Origin of the sequence: Mesorhizobium sp. B1-1-5 (assembly GCF_006443065.1) — a bacterium.
Taxonomy (GTDB): domain Bacteria; phylum Pseudomonadota; class Alphaproteobacteria; order Rhizobiales; family Rhizobiaceae; genus Mesorhizobium.
The window spans coordinates 1-13,479 of sequence record NZ_VFWS01000050.1; the positions used below are offsets into that span (position 1 = coordinate 1).

15 protein-coding genes are annotated in these 13,479 nt (G+C 65.0%); 2 read left to right on the forward strand and 13 right to left on the reverse strand.

The genetic code is table 11. The features are described 5' to 3' along the window. Nucleotides 1-71: 71 nt before the first annotated feature. The 9 genes from phnE (FJ980_RS16530) to FJ980_RS16575 form a co-directional block, all read right to left on the reverse strand. Nucleotides 72-1,430, reverse strand: a complete 1,359-nt coding sequence (phnE, locus tag FJ980_RS16530) for a phosphonate ABC transporter, permease protein PhnE (RefSeq protein WP_246676435.1) — start codon at nucleotides 1,428-1,430, stop codon at nucleotides 72-74. 91 nt (nucleotides 1,431-1,521) lie between these two features. After that, on the reverse strand, nucleotides 1,522-2,475 hold the full coding sequence (phnE, locus tag FJ980_RS16535) for a phosphonate ABC transporter, permease protein PhnE (protein WP_140544500.1): 954 nt from the start codon (nucleotides 2,473-2,475) through the stop codon (nucleotides 1,522-1,524). Nucleotides 2,476-2,640: 165 nt separating this feature from the next. Continuing rightward, a complete protein-coding gene (phnD, locus tag FJ980_RS16540; protein ID WP_140544502.1) occupies nucleotides 2,641-3,549 on the reverse strand; it encodes a phosphonate ABC transporter substrate-binding protein in 909 nt (302 codons plus the stop codon). Between the two features lie 141 nt (nucleotides 3,550-3,690). Continuing rightward, on the reverse strand, nucleotides 3,691-4,548 hold the full coding sequence (gene phnC / locus FJ980_RS16545; protein ID WP_140544504.1) for a phosphonate ABC transporter ATP-binding protein: 858 nt from the start codon (nucleotides 4,546-4,548) through the stop codon (nucleotides 3,691-3,693). Between the two features lie 115 nt (nucleotides 4,549-4,663). After that, a complete protein-coding gene (locus FJ980_RS16550) occupies nucleotides 4,664-5,374 on the reverse strand; it encodes a DUF1868 domain-containing protein (RefSeq protein ID WP_140544506.1) in 711 nt (236 codons plus the stop codon). Nucleotides 5,375-5,507: 133 nt separating this feature from the next. Then, entirely contained in the window at nucleotides 5,508-6,122 is a 615-nt protein-coding gene (locus FJ980_RS16555) for a DapH/DapD/GlmU-related protein (protein ID WP_140544508.1), read from the reverse strand. Continuing rightward, the gene (gene phnL, locus FJ980_RS16560) at nucleotides 6,119-6,826 is read right to left on the reverse strand and encodes a phosphonate C-P lyase system protein PhnL (protein WP_140544510.1); all 708 of its coding nucleotides are present in this window, start codon (nucleotides 6,824-6,826) and stop codon (nucleotides 6,119-6,121) included. The genes FJ980_RS16555 and phnL overlap by 4 nt, the downstream gene beginning before the upstream one ends. Before the next feature lie 208 nt (nucleotides 6,827-7,034). Beyond that, entirely contained in the window at nucleotides 7,035-7,811 is a 777-nt protein-coding gene (gene phnK, locus FJ980_RS16570; RefSeq protein WP_140544515.1) for a phosphonate C-P lyase system protein PhnK, read from the reverse strand. Beyond that, nucleotides 7,808-8,707: an alpha-D-ribose 1-methylphosphonate 5-phosphate C-P-lyase PhnJ gene (locus tag FJ980_RS16575; protein ID WP_140544517.1), complete on the reverse strand. Its 900-nt coding sequence runs from the start codon at nucleotides 8,705-8,707 to the stop codon at nucleotides 7,808-7,810. Before FJ980_RS16575 ends, phnK begins: the two co-directional genes overlap by 4 nt. Nucleotides 8,708-8,766: 59 nt before the next feature. Here FJ980_RS16575 and FJ980_RS16580 point away from each other — a divergent pair, with 59 nt between their 5' ends. Next, nucleotides 8,767-8,958, forward strand: coding sequence for a hypothetical protein (locus tag FJ980_RS16580; protein ID WP_140544519.1), 192 nt, complete (start codon nucleotides 8,767-8,769; stop codon nucleotides 8,956-8,958). A 2-nt stretch (nucleotides 8,959-8,960) separates the two neighbouring features. Here the strand turns inward: FJ980_RS16580 and FJ980_RS16585 are convergent, their stop codons facing one another. From FJ980_RS16585 to phnG, 3 genes are read right to left on the reverse strand one after another with little or no spacing between them, the layout of a single operon-like run. Next, entirely contained in the window at nucleotides 8,961-10,076 is a 1,116-nt protein-coding gene (locus tag FJ980_RS16585) for a carbon-phosphorus lyase complex subunit PhnI (protein WP_140544521.1), read from the reverse strand. A 1-nt stretch (nucleotide 10,077) separates the two neighbouring features. Then, complete coding sequence (gene phnH, locus FJ980_RS16590; protein ID WP_140544523.1) at nucleotides 10,078-10,689, reverse strand: phosphonate C-P lyase system protein PhnH; 612 nt, start codon at nucleotides 10,687-10,689, stop codon at nucleotides 10,078-10,080. Next, nucleotides 10,689-11,150, reverse strand: coding sequence for a phosphonate C-P lyase system protein PhnG (gene phnG / locus FJ980_RS16595; protein ID WP_140544525.1), 462 nt, complete (start codon nucleotides 11,148-11,150; stop codon nucleotides 10,689-10,691). The genes phnH and phnG overlap by 1 nt, the downstream gene beginning before the upstream one ends. Before the next feature lie 138 nt (nucleotides 11,151-11,288). Here phnG and phnF point away from each other — a divergent pair, with 138 nt between their 5' ends. Beyond that, nucleotides 11,289-12,035, forward strand: a complete 747-nt coding sequence (phnF, locus tag FJ980_RS16600; protein ID WP_140544527.1) for a phosphonate metabolism transcriptional regulator PhnF — start codon at nucleotides 11,289-11,291, stop codon at nucleotides 12,033-12,035. Nucleotides 12,036-12,407: 372 nt separating this feature from the next. Here the strand turns inward: phnF and FJ980_RS16605 are convergent, their stop codons facing one another. Next, the gene (locus FJ980_RS16605) at nucleotides 12,408-13,424 is read right to left on the reverse strand and encodes a zinc-binding alcohol dehydrogenase family protein (protein ID WP_140544529.1); all 1,017 of its coding nucleotides are present in this window, start codon (nucleotides 13,422-13,424) and stop codon (nucleotides 12,408-12,410) included. Nucleotides 13,425-13,479 lie beyond the last annotated feature (55 nt).

Below are 13,479 nucleotides of genomic sequence, written 5' to 3' on the forward strand. Positions count from 1 at the left end.
GTGGGGGAGATGCCCGGTAGGGCAGAGGGGGGCGCTGTCCCGCCGACCTCTCCTTAGAAGCAGCAGTCCAACTACCCCTGCGCCGCCTGCAGCCGATTGTAATCATGCAGCGTGCGGCTCAGCCTGCGGCGCAGGAAGTTCGAGATGTTGTCGAAGATGAAGACGACGAGCAGCGTCAGCAGCACCATGTAGAAGACGTTGGCCCAGTTGGAATTGGTGCGCATCGCTTCCCATAGCTTCAGGCCGATGCCGCCGGCGCCGACGGCGCCGATGATGGTGGCGCCGCGGGTGTTGGATTCCCACTGGTAGAGCGTCTGGCTGATGAAGACCGGCACCACTTCCGGCAGCACGCCGTAGCGCTGCACCAAAATGCCGTTGGCGCCGGTCGAAAGCACGCCCTCGCGCGGCTTGTCGTCGATGTTCTCCAGGGCCTCGGAATAGGTTTTGCCCAATGTGCCGATCTCGGTGAAGAAGATCGCGGCACTGCCGGCCAGCGGTCCGGGGCCGAAGGCGCGGGTGAAGAACAGCGCCCAGATCAGCATGTCGACCGAGCGCATGAAATCGAAGAAGCGCTTCAGCACCTGGCCGAGCAGCCCGCTCGGCGTGATGTTGCGGGCGGCGAAAAAGGCAAGCGGGAAGGCGACGATGCCGCCAAGCAGCGTGCCGAGGAACGCCATGACGATGGTCTGCAACAGCTTCGTCCAGACATCGCCATGCTGCCACTGCGCGTTGTTCCAGATGTTGTCGGCAGCCAAGGCGAGGTTCGAGGTGCCCGGCTTGAGCTCTGGCCCGGAGGCGATGAGCGAGATGACCTCGCCGGCCGACTTGCCGAAGAAGGGCGAGCGCGTGTCAAAGACGAAATTGGCCCAGCCGAGAAAGCGCTTGCGCACCTTGACGCGATCGACGGTGACGCGCACCTCGCCGACAAAGCCCATCTTGGCGACGATCTCGTCGTCATGGACGGTCACCCAACCGGGCACCGGGCCTGTAACCACCGGCTTGCCGCCGGTCAGCGACACCGGCACCGTCTGGCCGTTGGCGACGATCGTTGCCCTGACCTTGTCGAAGGTGACGGACTTGTCCCGGCCGTCGATCAGGACGGTGAAGGTGCCGTCCGGATTCTTGATCACCCAGTCGGGATCAGGATGCTCGCCGAGCGCCGAGAAGCGCGGGTATTTCGGCGTGATCTCGGGCTGGTCGAGGCGGAATTCCGGCTGTAGGTCGTAGCTGATCCATTGCGACAGGAAGAGCGGCAGGCGCTCCCAGTGCGACTCGCGCAGCACCTGCGGCAGGCTGAAGAACCACAAGGCATAGGCGAGATAGAGCACGGTGCCGGCGATCAGCAGCAGCGGCCAGAAACGCTTGTAGGCCGGCCGCTGGAATATCTGCGGATGGCGGTCTTCGATGGCGCTCAGTTCAGAGGCGGTCATGGCCATAGCTTACTCTTTGGTCCTGACCATGATCTTGTCCGAAAACCGGCATCTATTTTCGCTAACGCGGTCCTTCGGTTCGGGATCATGGTCACGTGCTCATCAGGAAAGCCTGCTCGCCGACGAGCTTGCGGCGCAGCCAGGCGGAGAACTGGTCGACGAGGAAGATGGTGACGAAGAGCAGGAGCACCATCGCCAGCGTCTTGGCGCCGAAGCCGCGTGAAATGGAAAGCTTCAGCTCCTCGCCGATGCCGCCGCCGCCGACCGCGCCCATGATGGTCGAGATGCGCACGTTGATCTCGATCCGAAGCAACGTATAGGACATGAAATTGGGCAACACCTGCGGCAGGTCGGCGAAGCGCACGCGCTCGAACCAGTTGGCGCCGACAGCGCGCAGGCCCTCTTCCGCGCGCATGTCGATGTTCTCGTTGATCTCATAGAACAGCTTGCCCAGCGCGCCGATCGAATGCAGGCCGATGGCGATGATGGCGGCGACCGGGCCGATCGAGACGATGGCCGCGAACAGGCCGGCGATGACGATCTCGGGGAAGGCGCGCAGCAATTCCATGAAGCGCTTGACGATGAGCCGCAGGACCGGGCTCGGCGTCAGGTTGCGCGCGGCGATGAAGGAGAAGGGAACGGCGAAGACGAAGCCGATGAAGGTCGAGACCAGCGCCACGTTCACCGTGGTCAGCATAAGCTCGAAATATTCGGGGATGTAGAAGCCGCCCCAGACATAGACGCGGCCGAGCGGGAAGTTGAATTCCTGCGTGCCCTTGTCGCTGGGCGAGGCGATGTCGAACAGGGCGCGCCAGACATCGTTCCAGTCCTTGGGGACCAGCCAGCTCAGGAAATCGAGGATGTGTGGCAGCCGGTCGAAGAAATGCCCGGCATTGGCTTCGTCGGCGAACCACATGGTCGCGCACATGGCGACAAGCAGCAGACCGACGCCGAGCGCGGTGTAGAAACGTCGCAGCGAGGTCTGGCGCCGCCAGGCGTCGGCCTGCTGGCGGGTGGCGTCGGAATGGATTGTCGCTGATGTCATGATTGGGACATGCAAAAAGGGCGGCGTCGCCGCATCGGCCCGAAAATCGAAATCCCGATTTTCGGAAAAGCCGATGCGGCCATTCAAAGTGCTAAAGCGTACTTTGTGCGTCCAACTGGACGCACGTCGCTTTAGAGGAAGCCGCCGCCCTTTCTGATCTTGCCGTCAGCCGCCGATGGCGGCTTTGCGGGCTTCGACGATGACGCTGTAGAAGTCAGGCTTCACCGGGACGTAGCCGGTGAAATCGCCACCCTCGACGCCTTCGAAGCAAGCCTTGTCCTTGGCCGGCAGCGCGGTGAAGAAAGCGGTGAGCTTGGCGGCCATGTCGTCGCCGAGCGCGGTGCGGACAACCAGCGGGCCGTTCGGGATCAGGCCCGAGCGCCACACTTCGACGAAGTCGTTCGGGTCGACGGCGCCCTTGGCGACTTCCTTGTGGAAGGTGCCTGAGGTGTAGCCGTTCTTGAAGTCGCCGATGCCGGAGGAATCGTCCACCGCCACGTCGACCTTGCCGTCGCGCACGGCCAGCACGTTGTTCTCGTGGCCGCCGTTGAACTGGGTCGAGGCGAAGTAGGTTTCGTTGGAAGCGCCGGTGTCCTTCGGAATCTGGGTCAGCGGGATCAGATAGCCGGAGGTCGAATCCGGATCGGCATAGCCGAGCTTCTTGCCCTTGGCCGACTTGATGTCGGTGATCCCCGAGGTCTTCAGCGCCAGGCCGATCGAGAAGTAGCCGGTCGAGCCGTCGGTCTGCTTGGTGGTGAGGATCGGCGTGACCGCCTTCGGGTCCTTGAGATAGACGCTGGCATAGCCGGAAGCGCCGAGCTCGGCGAAGTCGAGCGTGCCGCCGAGCAGGCCCTGGATGACGCCGTCATAGTCGGCGGCCGGGAACAGCGACACCTTCTCGAAGCCGAATTCCGACTTCAGGTGATCGGCGAGGCACTGGTAGTTGCGCAGACGGTCGGTCTCATTCTCGCCGCCGAGGATGCCGACGCGGAATTCCTTGACGTCAGCGGCGTGCGCGGCGCTGGCCGCCATGGCGAGCAGCGAAACCGCCCCAAAAACCATCTTCCTGAACATTTTGTCTCTCTCCTGTTGCTCCGGCTGCGCGCCGGCGGCGTTCTGATTTTTCAAGTCTTGCCTTTGACGCTGGCGGGCGATCCGGGTTGCTCTGCTGAAATCCACGATTTGCCCGCACCGGCTGGGGCCGGGACGGTGGATTCAGTAGCCAGGGAAGGCTGGTTCGAGCGGTCCGGCGGATGCGGTGATCTTCGGCTTGATGGTCACGGCGGTCGACGTGATGGCTTCCGAGATCTCGGCGCCACTGGCATCGGCGCCGTAGACGGTGCGCACGGCATCGCGGTCGAGGTCTTCCGGAGCGCCGTCGAAGACGACCTTGCCGGCGGCCATGCCGATGATACGGGTGCAATAGGCGCGGGCAGTGTCCAGCGTGTGCAGGTTGGTGACGACGGTGATGCCTTCGCGCAGATTGATGTCGCGCAGCGAGTCCATCACCACCTTGGCGTTGAGCGGGTCGAGCGAGGCGATCGGCTCATCTGCCAGAATGACCTTCGGCTGCTGCATCATGGCGCGGGCGATCGCCACACGCTGCTGCTGACCGCCGGACAGCGTGCCGGCCGGCTGCAGCGCGGTGCGGGCGATGTCGAGGCGCTCGAGCGCGGCCACGGCCTCGGCGCATTCGGTGCGTGTGAACATGCCGAGCAGATTGGAAACCGTCGAGCGATGATTGAGACGCCCGAGCAGCACGTTGGTCAGCACGTCGAGACGCGGCACGAGGTTGAACTGCTGGAAGATCATGGCGCAGTCGCGCTGCCAGCGCCGCAGCGGCGATCCCTGCAGGCTGGAAACCTCCGCGCCCTCAAAAAAAATCGATCCTTGGCTCGGATCGATGAGACGGTTGATCATGCGCAAAAGCGTCGACTTGCCGGCGCCGGAACGGCCGATGATGCCGACCATCTGGCCGCGCGGGATCGAGATGTTGATATCGCTGACGGCGGTGTTCTTGCCAAATCGTCGGGTTACGCCGCGGATCTCAAGCGTGGCCGATGATGCTGACATACCAAAACTCCAGTCCGTCGCGCTTCGCAGGTCTGTTAACCTTCGCTAGCGCAGGCCGATGAAGCTGGGGTGTCGGATTGATGTCAGTTTTGTTACGTCTCACAGGCTTGCAGATTCAACCAAGCACCAGCAATTCCTCGAAATGCTTCATGTCCTTGAAGCTGCAGAAGGCCGGAGGCTTGAGCTCGATCACAGGAGCCTCGCGTTCGAGGAACGACAGGCAGTCATCGAACAGATCTTGCCAGGCCGCGGCTCGTTCGTCGGCGAGACGGCGGACCTGATAGGCGAAGGTGATGTGGAAGACATAAGCGTCGTGGTCCGGATGGCGGTAGCCGAACGGCACCGACAGCGCGTCGCGCCATGCCTTGAGGACAGCACGGTCCTCTTCCGTGGCGCCGGCGACGGTCAAGCCGTTTGGCGTAACGCCGATGGTCTTGATACGAAACGGAGGACAGGCCTCGAAGTCCTCCAGGCGCTGCAGATAGAGGCCGGTCATGTCGTCGATGCTGGTGTCGAGCGGCACGTCGGAGGGCCAGTAGGGGAGCCGGCGCCGATATTCGATGACGCCCTGGAACAGCGTCATGTGCAGGCTGGAGATCGGCGTGAAGGCGAGGCGGTCCGCGTCGGGCACGGCGCGGATGCGCTCGCGCACCTCGATGATCGCGGCTTGCGAAGGCGAGCCGCCGACGAGGTGACTGACGACCGTGTTGCCGGGTTCGGGGAGGAAGTTGCCCGAGCCGTCGTAACGGGTGCCGAGATGCACCGGCGCTGTCGGGTTGGTGGCTTCGAAAAATCCGGCGAGCGAGGGTTTGACTGTGGCGAGCATCGCGATCTCCTTGGGGAGATGGCGTCCTGTCCGAGTCATGTGTCAACGGTGTGAATGGTGAATGGTGAATGGTGAATGGTGAGAAGGAAGGGCTTCGTTGCATTCACTATTGACCATTCACCATTCACCGCGCCTAGCCGCCATGCTTCTCCAGGAACGCCTCCGCCGACAACTCGCGGAAATCGTCGAGCGCAGCGCGCAGCCTTGCATGATCCCAATCCCACCAGGCCAAGGCCTGGTAGCGCTCGGCGGTGCGGCGGTCGAAGCGCTCGCGGATCGGCTTCGCCGGCACGCCGCCGACGATTGTGTAGGGCGCGACATCCTTCGACACCACGGCGCCCGCGCCGACCGCTGCGCCATCGCCGACGGTGACGCCGGGCAGGATGGTCGAGCCATGGCCGAGCCACGTGTCGTGGCCGATCGTGACGCGTTTGGCGCGGCGCTCGGCGAAGAACGCGCTTTCATGCTCGGCGTCGTCCCAATAATCGGAGGCGCGGTAGGTGAAGTGATGCAGCGTCGGACGCCATGTCGGATGGTTGGTGGCGTTGATGCGCACGCTTGCCGCGATGTTGGAGAACTTGCCTATGGTCGCGCACCACACGGCGCAGTCCTGCATCATGTAGGAATAGTCGCCGAGCTCGCATTCGGCGACGCGGCTGCGCTCGGCGATCTCGGTCCAGCGGCCGAGCGTCGAGTTTTCGACCTGCGCCGTCGGATGGATCAGCGGCACCTCCGAAAGCTTCTTCATGCGGCGATCTTTCCGGCGGCGAAGGCAGTGACGTCGATGACGCGGTCGGCGACGGCCTCACGCATATCGAGGTCGTGGAAGATGCCGAGCAGGGCAACGCCTGCCGCCTTCTTAGCAGCAATCAGCTCGACCACTACATCGCGGTTCTTCGCGTCGAGCGAAGCGGTAGGCTCGTCGAGCAGCAGGATCGGATGCTCGGTGATGAAGCCGCGCGCGATGTTGACGCGCTGCTGCTCGCCGCCGGAGAAGGTCGCGGGCGGCAAGGCCCAGAGCTTTTCCGGCAGGTTGAGCTGCGCCAACAGGGCACGCGCTCTCGCCCGCGCGCTTTCCCTGTCCTCGCCGCGCTCGACCAGCGGCTCGGCGACGACGTCGAGCGCGGAAACGCGCGGGACGGTGCGCAGGAACTGGCTGACATAGCCGATGGTATGGCGGCGCACGGAAAGCACGGTGCGCGGGCTGGCGGAGGCGAGGTCGATCAGCCCGCCCGCGTGCTGGACGATGATCTGGCCTTCATCGACCGCGTAGTTGCCGTAGAGCATCTTCAGGATCGAGCTTTTTCCCGCGCCGGACGGGCCGCCGAGCACGGCGCATTCGCCGGCGCGGATCGAGAAGGAGACCCCCGCCACCACCGGCAGCGTGACGCCGTCGCGCAGATGCATGGTGAAGCTTTTGGCGACATCCGAGACAACGAGAGGCGTAGCCATCAGAAAATCCTCCAATTGTCATTCGTTGGCGGGACAGCGCCCCCCTCTGTCCTGCCGGACATCTCCCCCTCAAGGGGGGAGATCGGCTGTCGCATTCGGTTTCGCCACTCCCCCGCGTTGCAGAAAAAGCGGGGCATGAAAGCTGCTAATCTTCCCCCCTGAGGGGGAGATGGCCGGCAGGCCAGAGGGGGGTGTTCAAGCGCCATCGTCACACCTGCAAAATCGAAGAAACCAGCAACTGCGTATAAGGCGCGCGCGGATCGTCGAGCACGCGGTCGGTGAGGCCGCTTTCGACGACGCGACCGTCCTTCATCACCATCATGCGCTGCGACAGCAGCCGCGCCACGGCGAGGTCATGGGTGACGACGATCGCAGCAAGGCCGAGATCGGTGACCAGCCCGCGCAGGAGATCGAGCAGGCGCGCCTGCACCGAGACGTCGAGGCCGCCGGTCGGCTCGTCCATGAAGACGAGGCGCGGGCCGGTGACCAGATTGCGGGCGATCTGCAGGCGCTGGCGCATGCCGCCGGAAAAGGCGCGCGGCTCGTCGTCGATGCGGTCCTCGTCGATCTCGACGCGTGACAACCAGTCGACGGCGGTGGCGCGGATCTTGCCGTAGTGGCGGTCGCCGACCGCCATCAGCCGCTCGCCGACATTGGCGCCGGCAGATACCGTCATGCGCAGGCCGTCGGCCGGGTTCTGGTGGACGAAGCCCCAGTCGGTGCGCATCAGGAAGCGCCGCTCGGCCTCGCTCATGCGGTAGAGCTCGCGCCATTGGCCGTCGCGCATGCGGTAGCTGGCTGTGCCGGAAGAGGGCAGCAGGCGGGTCGACAGGCAGTTGAGCAGCGTGGTCTTGCCGGAGCCGGATTCGCCGACCACCGCCAGAACCTCGCCTGGCCAGAGGTCGAAGGTGACGTTCTCGCAGCCGACGCGCGACCCGTAGAATTTGGACAGCGCAGAAACGCGCAGCAGCGGTTCGTCGGTCATTCTGCCGGCTCCGTTTTCTCAGAGGCAAGTTGGGTCTTGGGAGCAAGGTGGCCGTGATGGCCATCGGCCCGCCGCTTCTCGCAGTGGTCGGTGTCCGAGCAGACGAACATGTGGCCGCCATGGTCGTCGAGGATGACCTCGTCGAGATAGACATTCTCGGCGCCGCAGAGCGCGCAGGGCTGGTCGAAGGTCTGCACTTCGAAGGGATGGTCCTCGAAGTCGAGGCTGACGACGTCGGTGAAGGGCGGCACCGCATAGATGCGCTTCTCGCGGCCGGCGCCGAACAATTGCAAGGCGGGCGAGCGGTGCATCTTCGGATTGTCGAATTTCGGCGTCGGCGAGGGATCCATCACGTAGCGGCCCTCGACCTTGACCGGATAGGCATAGGTGGTGGCGATGCGGCCGTGCCTGGCGATGTCCTCGTAGAGCTTCACATGCATGAGACCGTATTCCTCCAGCGCGTGCATCTTGCGCGTCTCGGTCTCGCGCGGCTCGAGGAAGCGCAGCGGCTCGGGGATCGGCACCTGGAAGACCAGCACCTGGCCTGCGGTCAGCGGATGCTCGGGGATGCGGTGGCGGGTCTGGATGATGGTGGCGGTTGCCGTGTCGGTGGTGACGACGACCTTGGCGACCTTCTTGAAGAAGGCGCGGATCGAGACGGCATTGGTGGTGTCGTCGGCGCCTTGGTCGATGACCTTGAGCACGTCATCGGGACCGATGATCGAGGCGGTGACCTGCACGCCGCCTGTGCCCCAGCCGTAAGGCATCGGCATCTCGCGCGAGGCGAAAGGCACTTGGTAGCCGGGAATGGCGATGCCCTTCAGGATGGCGCGGCGGATCATCCGCTTGGTCTGCTCGTCGAGATAGGCGAAGTTGTAGGTGGCGATGTCGGTCATGGCGATCACGTCCGCTCTCTGCTATGAAATTGATGTCCAGAACGCGGGAGTGGGCCGAAATGGACTCTACCGGTTGGTTGCATCTTGGCGTGCTGCTGCTGGTGTTTGCCGGCATCGCGGCCTTCGCGCTTCGGAAGATGTTTCTCCCTGCGCCAAAGGAGCCTCCGCACGGTGAGACCGTTGGCGGCGCCAGTGGCTTTACTGGCCCCTGGTTCGGTGGCGGCGGCGAAAATTCCGGTAGCGGACACTAAGCTCACTCCGCTGCCTCCCGCTTCTCCTCAGCGGCCTTATCCTGGCTTTCCCGCGCCTCGTATTCGGCGCGCATGCGGCGAACCAGGCCGAGCTCGGCCTGGAAGTCGACATAATGCGGCAGCTTCAGATGCTCGACGAAGCCGGTCGCCTGGACATTGTCGGAATGCGAGATGACGAATTCCTCGTCCTGCGCGGCGGCGACGACATCCTCGCCAAGCTCGCTTGCGCGCAGCGCCCGGTCGCAGAGCGCCATCGCCATCGCCTTGCGCTCGCTCTGGCCGAAGACGAGGCCGTAGCCGCGCGTGAATTGCGGCGGCGCCTTGGCCGAGCCCTTGAACTGGTTGACCATCTGGCATTCGGTGACGCGGATGGAGCCGAGCGGCACGGCGAAGGGCAGCTCCGGCACGTCGAGCTCCAGCTCGACCTCGCCGATGCGTATCTCGCCGACGAAGGGATGGTTGCGGGCGTAGCCGCGCTGCGTCGAATAGCCGAGCGCCAGGAGAAAACCCTCGTCGCCGCGCGACAGCGCCTGCAGGCGGATGTCGCGCGCCATCGGAAATTGCAGCGGCTCGCGCGTGATGTCGCCTGGAACATGGTCCAGCGGCATCTCGCCGTCGGCTTCGATCAGGCCTTCATGGGCGAGGATCGCCGAAACGCGCGGCATGGCCTCCGGCTCGGCCGGACGCTGTGCCGGCATCTCGACCTCGGCGCCGGCGGCGAGTTCCGGATCGAGCAGGCGGTGCGTATAGTCGAAGGTCGGGCCGAGCACCTGGCCGCCGGGCAGATCCTTGTAGGTGGCCGAGACACGACGCTCGACCTGCATGGCGCCGGTGTCGACCGGATTGGTGTAGCCGAAGCGCGGCAGCGTGGTGCGGTAGGCGCGCACCAGGAAGATCGCCTCGATCATGTCGCCGCGCGCCTGGACGACGGCAAGAGCCGCAAGCTCGCGGTCGTAGAGCGAGCCTTCGCTCATCACCCGGTCGACGCCGAGCGCCAGCTGCTCGACGATCTGGTCGAGGCGCAGCGCCGGCACCGAGCGGTCGCCGCGGCGGCGGTCGGCAAGCAGGCGATGCGCATTGGCAATAGCGGCTTCGCCGCCTTTCACCGCGACATACATGTCATGCCTCCATCGTCTTGATGCGGGTGGTGCGCGGCAGGCAGGCGAGGTTGCCGGGCGCCGCCAGAATGATGTCGACGCCGCGCGGGAAACGCTGGTTGTTCTGCTTCCACTGCTCGACGAAATGGCGCGGCATGCCGGGAGGCGCGATCATCGACGTCTTCTCGATCCCCGGACCTTCGAGCAGCAGCGACGGGCCCGAGGCAAGATCGTCGACCAGGAGGATCAGCGTCGTCGAGCGGTCGGGATATTCCTGCGTGCCTTGCGCAAAACCGTCGAGCGCCGCCATCTCCTTCGGATTGGCGATCAAGGCGAAATGCGCGTCGGCCGGCGTATTGGCCGAGGGCGCGCCGGTGTGAAAGCCGAGCCAGGCCTTGACCGCGGCTTCCGCCTGCAGCGGCGGGTCGAGCCAGACCGGCGTGTCGTTGTCGCATAGCGAGAGCGCCACGGCGCCGGCCGTCGCCGACAGCGGCGCCGGCGGGCGGGCGAGCTGCGGCAGGTTCTGGACGGTGCCGGGGCGGGCCATCGCGTCCATGATGGCGCGGAACACCGCCTGGGCGTTGAAGACCGGCTCCGCAAAGCCGCCGTCGATCGATTGCGTGGCGATATCCATCAGTCCTCTCCGCGCACCATGGTGAAGAAATCCACTTTCGTGGCCGCCGTTTCGACGCGCTTTGTCTCGCGCGCCGCGGCAAGCGCCGCGCGCAAGGGCGCGGCGAGCTTTGTCTCGACCGCTTCGCGGTGCGCCGGGTCCTGCCACAGCGCGTCGGCGATCGCCGCAAGCTTGGCCTTGCCCTTGTCGCGGCCGAGCGCATAGGAGTGGCCGACCTGGCCGGAGGGCAACCGCACCGTCGCACGGGTGACCGTCGCCTCGCCGACATTGAACGGCGCGCCGCCGCCGCCGATCCGTCCGCGCACCGTCACCAATCCGGTTTCAGGACCGCGCAAAAGCTCGGCCTCGGAGGGCAGGCCCGACTCGTTCCACAGGCGGGCGATCTCGTCGGCCGCGGCGTGCGCCAGCGTCGCCATCAAGGCCTTCCGCCCGGCCTGCTCGCGCGCTTCCTGTCCTCGCATGGCGTGGCTCCTTGCTTGGGAAAATTTGTCTATTGATATAGACAACTATACAAATTATACTCACTTGGTATCGGGAGTCCATGACGGGTGGATGACAACGGGTGCAAAAGTTGGGGTGAAGACGTTGGGGGCGGGGAAATGACCGGGCTGGCAAGCAGCATCGAGAGGCGTAACGGCGTATCGCTATGGCGGCAGATCGCCGACAGGATCCTGCAGGCGGTCGCCAATGGCGATTTCGCCGAGAATGCCGCGCTGCCGCCTGAAGTCGCGCTGGCGGAACGCTACGGCGTCAACCGCCACACGGTGCGCAGCGCCATTGCGGCACTGGTGCAGGAAGGCGTGCTGAGGGCCGAGCAGGGACGCGGCACCTTCGTGTTGTCGCGCAAGCGGCTGTCTTATCCGATCGGCGCGCGAACGCGCTTCTCGACCGGCCTGCAGGGGCAGACGAGCGAGCGGCATATCGCGCTGCTGTCGTCGTCCACCGAGCCGGCCAGCCGGCGCATCGCCGAGGCGCTGGGCATCGCCAAAGGCGCTGCCGTCATCCGCCTGGAGACGCGCGGCGAGGCCGACGGTCATGCGGTGTCGCGCGCGACGACCTGGTTCGATGCCAAGCACTTCGCCGGAATCGAGGCGGCAATGGCGGAAACGGGATCGATCACCGCCTCGCTCAAGCGCTTCGGCATCAACGATTATCTGCGGCATTCGACCGTGCTGTCGGCGCGACACGCCGACGCCGACGACCTTGCAGCCCTCGATCTGCAGCCCGGCGCCATCGTGCTGGTCACCGTCGCCGTCAACGTGACGGTCGATGGTGAGCCGATCCAGTTCGCGGAGTCGCGCTTTCCCGCGGAGCGGGTGGAGCTTAGGCTCTCGGCCGGCGATTAGGTCTTCGTCGTCGTCATCCAAGGCGACAACTCAGAGGTCGTCATCCACGGGCGGAGCGACGCGAAGCGGAGCGCAGACCCGAGCATCCATTCCGTAACCTCGATCGTAGAGCGCAACGGAGCAGAATTCTGGATCGCTTTAACGCATCGACGTTACGGAATGGATCCTCGGGTCTGCGCTGCGTCGCTACGCTCCTTACTCCGCCCGTGGATGACGAAGGGATGGATCACCCCACCTCGATAACCGCCTTGATCAGCCCGATTTCTCATCCGTCCATCCGGCGCGGTCGCTTACTTGTCAGCGGCTTGGCCGTTTGAGGACCGCCTTCCCCCACTCCGTCAATTCGGGCCGAGTTGACCGCCTGCCCTGTTATCACCCGACCTCGATAACCGCCTTGATCAGTCCCGACTTCTCATGCGTCCACCGGGCAAGGTCGCGCGGCGTTCCGGCGAGCGTGGTGCGATGGGTGACGAGCTTGTTCAACGGCACGGCGCCGTTGCGGATCGAATCTGCGACATGGTCGAAATCGGCCTTCAGCGCGTTGCGGCTGCCGATCAACATCATCTCGCGCTTGTGGAATTCGGGGTCGGAGAAGGTGATGTCGTCCTTGACGACGCTGACCAGCACCAGCGTGCCGCCATGCGCGACATGGGCGAAGGCCGACTGCACGGACTGGGTGTTGCCGGTCGCGTCGAACACAAGGTCGAACCCTTCGCCGGCGGTTGCCTGCCGGACCAACTCGGCAGCCGGCGCCTTCGAGCTGTCCAGCGGAGCAAAGCCGAGCTGCTTTTCGGCGAAGCCGAGACGTTCGGCGCTCATGTCGAGCAGGCTGACATCCAGCCCGGCGATGCGCGCGAAGATTGCCGTGCCGAGGCCGATCGGGCCGGCGCCGATGACCAGCGTGCGCTGGCCGGGCAGCCCGAGCGATCGGCGCACCGCATGCGCGCCGATGGCCAGGAATTCGACCGCCGCGGCGTCGGCCAGCGACAGGCCGTTCGCCGGGTAGAGGTTCTGCGCCGGCACTAAAATTTCGTCGCACATGGCGCCGTCGCGATGGACGCCCAGCACCTCGATCTTCACGCAGCAGTTCGGCTTGCCGCGCCGGCAGGCGATGCATTTGCCGCATGAAAGATAGGGGTTGATGACGACCGGCTCGCCAACGCCGATCTCGACGCCATCGCCTTTCTCGATGACAGTGCCCGAGACCTCGTGCCCCATGATGCGTGGATAGGCCAGAAATGGGTGCTTGCCTTCGAAAATATGATAATCGGTGCCGCATATGCCGACATGGCTGACCGCGACGCGCGCCCAGCCGGGCGGCGGTGCGCCGGGCCCGGCGCGGTCTTCGAGGACAAGCTCGCCGGGCGAGAGGCAGACAACGGCTTTCATAGGCAATCCAAGGCAAAAAGCGCCGGCCTCGCGCGGGCCGGCGCGGAAGGTTCAG

Bases quoted from the DNA above. Each gene is read 5' to 3' on its own strand.
- phnE (WP_246676435.1), bottom strand. From the start codon at position 1,430: ATGACCGCCTCTGAACTGAGCGCCATCGAAGACCGCCATCCGCAGATA.
- phnE (WP_140544500.1), bottom strand. From the start codon at position 2,475: ATGACATCAGCGACAATCCATTCCGACGCCACCCGCCAGCAGGCCGAC.
- phnD (WP_140544502.1), bottom strand. From the start codon at position 3,549: ATGTTCAGGAAGATGGTTTTTGGGGCGGTTTCGCTGCTCGCCATGGCG.
- phnC (WP_140544504.1), bottom strand. From the start codon at position 4,548: ATGTCAGCATCATCGGCCACGCTTGAGATCCGCGGCGTAACCCGACGA.
- FJ980_RS16550 (WP_140544506.1), bottom strand. From the start codon at position 5,374: ATGCTCGCCACAGTCAAACCCTCGCTCGCCGGATTTTTCGAAGCCACC.
- FJ980_RS16555 (WP_140544508.1), bottom strand. From the start codon at position 6,122: ATGAAGAAGCTTTCGGAGGTGCCGCTGATCCATCCGACGGCGCAGGTC.
- phnL (WP_140544510.1), bottom strand. From the start codon at position 6,826: ATGGCTACGCCTCTCGTTGTCTCGGATGTCGCCAAAAGCTTCACCATG.
- phnK (WP_140544515.1), bottom strand. From the start codon at position 7,811: ATGACCGACGAACCGCTGCTGCGCGTTTCTGCGCTGTCCAAATTCTAC.
- FJ980_RS16575 (WP_140544517.1), bottom strand. From the start codon at position 8,707: ATGACCGACATCGCCACCTACAACTTCGCCTATCTCGACGAGCAGACC.
- FJ980_RS16580 (WP_140544519.1), top strand. From the start codon at position 8,767: ATGGACTCTACCGGTTGGTTGCATCTTGGCGTGCTGCTGCTGGTGTTT.
- FJ980_RS16585 (WP_140544521.1), bottom strand. From the start codon at position 10,076: ATGTATGTCGCGGTGAAAGGCGGCGAAGCCGCTATTGCCAATGCGCAT.
- phnH (WP_140544523.1), bottom strand. From the start codon at position 10,689: ATGGATATCGCCACGCAATCGATCGACGGCGGCTTTGCGGAGCCGGTC.
- phnG (WP_140544525.1), bottom strand. From the start codon at position 11,150: ATGCGAGGACAGGAAGCGCGCGAGCAGGCCGGGCGGAAGGCCTTGATG.
- phnF (WP_140544527.1), top strand. From the start codon at position 11,289: ATGACCGGGCTGGCAAGCAGCATCGAGAGGCGTAACGGCGTATCGCTA.
- FJ980_RS16605 (WP_140544529.1), bottom strand. From the start codon at position 13,424: ATGAAAGCCGTTGTCTGCCTCTCGCCCGGCGAGCTTGTCCTCGAAGAC.